We start from the raw sequence: 4,227 nt of genomic DNA, 5'->3' as shown, positions 1-4,227 counted from the left end.
TTGTGTATCCGTACGACCAACGAATTCTAATTGACCATCTGAAACTAAACGAACCAAATCACCTGTTCGGTATAAACGTGCATCTTTTCTACTAGCAAAAGGATCTGCTATGAATTTTTCTTTCGTTAAATCTGGATTATTGAGATAACCACGCGCTAGACTTGTCCCGCCAATGTAAAGTTCGCCAATAACACCTTGCGGAACAACTTCCTGTGTTGAGTCCAGCACGTAGTGGCTATAATTTGAGAGTGGCCCTGCCAAATTAGCAATATTTCCTCTTGTGTTATCACAATCTATACGTCGTACAAGAGACCATACAGTTGCTTCAGTTGGTCCATAACAGTTCCACAACTGAGCACAATTCCTCATCAAGCTTTTCGCTAACTTGTCAGGTAGTAGTTCACCTCCAGATAAGGCAACTAAATCTTTCTTCCCTGCCCAATCGTCATCCAGTAATGACCGCCAGCCGGCTGGAGTCGCTTGCATGAAATTAATGTCATGAACATTAAGTAGATGACTTAATTTACTTGGATCTATTACATCATCTTTTGACGCCAGAACAACTTGACCACCTACAAATAATGGCCCCCAGATTTCTAATCCTGCAATATCAAAGGCCATAGTAGTTACGGCCAGTAACTTAAGATCATGATTAAAGTTTGGCCCTAATTGAAACAGCATTGCCTGTAAAAAATTAACAAATGCCCCTTGTTCAATCATGACCCCTTTGGGTGTTCCTGTCGAGCCAGAAGTATGGATCACATAAGCTAGACTTGATAAAGGCTGCTTATCTGCCAACTGCCTATTAGTAACAGGATAATCAATGAAAACATCAGTGAACCTTGTATCGTTGATTGATATCAGTTTAACCTTGTCTGATAGTTCAAGACGGGTATGTAATCCTGATTGGTCTAATAAATAATTGATACCCGTATCGTTTATAATATGCTGTAAACGAGCGGTAGGGTAACTTGGATCCAGTGGTACATAAGCGCCGCCAGCTTTTAATATTCCGAGTAACCCTACGACCATCTGTAATGAGCGTTCAACACATATTCCCACCAAGGTATTTGGTGTAACGTCATGATGCTCTGCTAAGTAATGCGCTACCTTATTTGCCTGCTGATTAAGCTCCTGATAGGTAAGTTGTTCATCTTCAAAAACTACAGCAATGTTATTCGGATTAGCTACTGCCTGTGCTTCAAATAATTCATGAAGACATTTATCTGTTGGATAATCCTGCTCAGTATCATTGAGGGTATTCAATGAATAATCCAACTCAAGTGTGGAGAGCATAGGTAATTTTTTTATCTGCAACGGCCCTACAAGTTCTGTTTCACTTACTGTCGCTAACCCCGTCAGTAAACGAGAGAGATGATCATTGAATTGTGTTACATGTACTTCATTAAAGATCGCTTTATCAAAAATCCACTCAAGATTTACACCACTTTCATTGAGACTGATACGAATATCTAAATCAAATTTGGCAGTAATGTGCTCTGCTGGCAACGGGGATAAGGTTACTCCCGGTAAAGTCAGTTCCTGCCTTTCTTTATTTTCCCCTACCCCATAATCCGTATCTGTAGTCAACATAATTTGAAATACGGGAGTATAAGCACTGCTGCGCGGAATATTTAATTGTTCCACCAAACGTTCAAATGGCACATCCTGATTCGATTGTGCATCTAAATGCACTTCACGTACATGAGCCAGATAATCGCTTAACGATTGATGATTAGTATCAAGCCTGAGGACTAAGGTGCTCACAAAAAAACCAATCAGCGGTTCAATCTCCGCCTGCAGCCTGTTCAAAACAGGGGTGCCAATGACAATATCATCGCTATTACTGTGGCGGGCTAAAACCTGCGCTAAGGCTGCATGTAATAACATAAATGGCGTGAGTTGATGCTTTTTAGCCAATTGCATTAATGATTGTGCAATACCTGATGACAACTGACTGGATATCAGGGCTCCTTGATGTTGTTTCACTTCAAGTCTAGGGCTATCAAGTTGCAAACTATGCATTAGCGGCGCGTCAGCCAACTGCTGTTGCCAATAATTTAATTGCGTCTTAAGCACTTCTCCCTGCAGCCACTCTCGCTGCCAATGTGCATAATCGGCATACTGTATTTCAAGCTCAGGTAAAGGGTTAGGTTTTCTTTCTACATAAGCAGAATAAAGGCTAAAGAACTCTTTGGTTAACACCTGTACCGACCAACCATCAGATGCAATATGGTGCATATTAAATAATAAATACCCACTCGGCTTCTGTATATTGGACTCTGTATGTTTGATATCGCTAGTATGTCCGTCAAACAAATAAATAAAACGAGCACGTACCATTATATCTTTAGATAAATTAAAAGCTGTATGAACATCTTCCTGAATAAGCTTATTTAATGCTTGCGTTTGTTCACTGCCACTTAAATCACGTAGATCATTCTCAGATAATACAAACTCTACTTCAGATTGAATGCATTGTAATGTTTGATCATTATCTTCAATATAAATCGTTCGCAACACTTCATGACGACGAACTATCTCATTCATCACCTGATTAACAACAACTAAATCTAATCGCCCCACCACCTCAAATGATATTGGCATATTATACTCAGGAGAATCACCTTGTAATTGGTCAATAAACCAAAGACGCTGCTGAGAAAAAGAAACCAAAGATCGGTTATCGGCTTTATTACTTCTTTTAGTAAGATTTCCTTTAGAATTTTTAATTTTTTGTTTTAATAGCCTTTGTTTTAAAAGTGCTTTTTTCTCTTCTATACTTTTCATAAGTCTGCCGTTAACTCCAAATACCTATCTAGTTCTTCTTCACTCAATTGTTCAATATCAATATCATCATTGAGATATTTATTTGTGACATCAATCAAGTCTGCAATACATTTCAACGTATTAATTTCAAAAATTACCTTTACATCCAATTCAACACTGCACTGTTTACGGATCCCAGCCAATAATCTTATTACCAGCGTTGAATATCCTCCCAAATCGAAGAAATTAGCAGTTGTACTAATTTTATCCTCATCAAGTTTTAATAATGATGACCAGATTGATACCAGTATCTTTTCAGTTACAGTCTCAGGAGCAATATATTCATTTTGTAGTAAAGTCGCATCAGGCTCAGGCAACCCACTACGGTTAATTTTACCGTTTGGCATCAACGGCCACTCCGGAACAATCACAAACAAACTAGGTACCATATAATTTGGTAAATCATTCGCAATAGCTTCTTTAAGCGATGTGATAAAAGCACCATCAGTTAAAACGGTTGAATCTTCTTCTTTAACCTCGTTAGCGGTAGGTGTTGTTTGTATAACAGCAGTTCGCTTGACATAAGCCACCAACTGCTTCTCTCCCACCATCAACTCTTTAGCTAATACTAAAACGCTGTCAACTTCAGCCTGCTTATTTATATGAGATTCAATCTCACCAAGCTCTATTCTAAAACCGCGGATCTTAACTTGATCGTCTATGCGGTTAATATATTCTAAATTTCCATCCGGTAAATAACGCACCAAATCGCCAGTTTTATACAAACTCTTTGAACTATTGTGGTTGGCTTCATCATAATACGGATTATCAATAAAGCGCTCAGCGGTTAATTCTGGTTTATTAAGGTAACCTTTGGCGACACCTGCTCCTGATAAGTACAATTCACCTGCAACACCAAAAGGCGCTAATTCCAGCCCTTGTGTTAATACAAATGCCTGACTGTTTGCTATTACTCTCCCTATTCCTGGCTTATTATTTATGGCAGATGTAAAAGCCATAGAAGTTGAGTAAGTGGTATCTTCTGATGGACCATACAAATTATATACTTTTGTACAATCTGTATTATTCAATATTTCATTGACTATCTCAGTACTTAAAGGCTCTCCCGCAAGGTTGATGAGCTTAACACTGTCTGAAATAGACTTATTCTCCAGCAAAACTTTAATGGCTGACGGTACAGTATTAATTAAACTGGGCTCAATACGTTGTTCTATCAATGTAAACGCATCTTTAACCAAAATACACTGATAACCGAAACAAAGAGGCACAAATAACTCGAACACAGACAAGTCAAAATTTAAAGAAGTACTCGCCAACACTTTTGAAAGTTCATCAGGGGCAAAGGTTGAATTAGCCCAATGCAGCATAGCGTTAGTATTGCTATGTCTGATCGCTACCCCTTTAGGCTGCCCGGTTGAGCCTGACGTATAGATCACA

Annotated in this window: 2 protein-coding genes; both read right to left on the bottom strand. The window is 38.8% G+C overall.

Features of this window, described 5'->3' with window-relative positions; genetic code table 11:
• On the bottom strand, window positions 1-2,790 hold a 2,790-nt coding region (locus GAB14E_RS18065; RefSeq protein WP_033081059.1), incomplete at its 3' end, for a non-ribosomal peptide synthetase.
• Window positions 2,787-4,227 (bottom strand): non-ribosomal peptide synthetase (locus GAB14E_RS18070; protein WP_156115662.1); only part of this gene is annotated, 1,441 nt, incomplete at its 5' end. The genes GAB14E_RS18065 and GAB14E_RS18070, both read right to left, overlap by 4 nt.

The organism is Colwellia psychrerythraea, from assembly GCF_000764185.1.
GTDB classification, from domain to species: Bacteria; Pseudomonadota; Gammaproteobacteria; order Enterobacterales; family Alteromonadaceae; genus Colwellia; species Colwellia psychrerythraea_B.
This window is presented reverse-complemented; position numbering and strand designations above follow the sequence as displayed.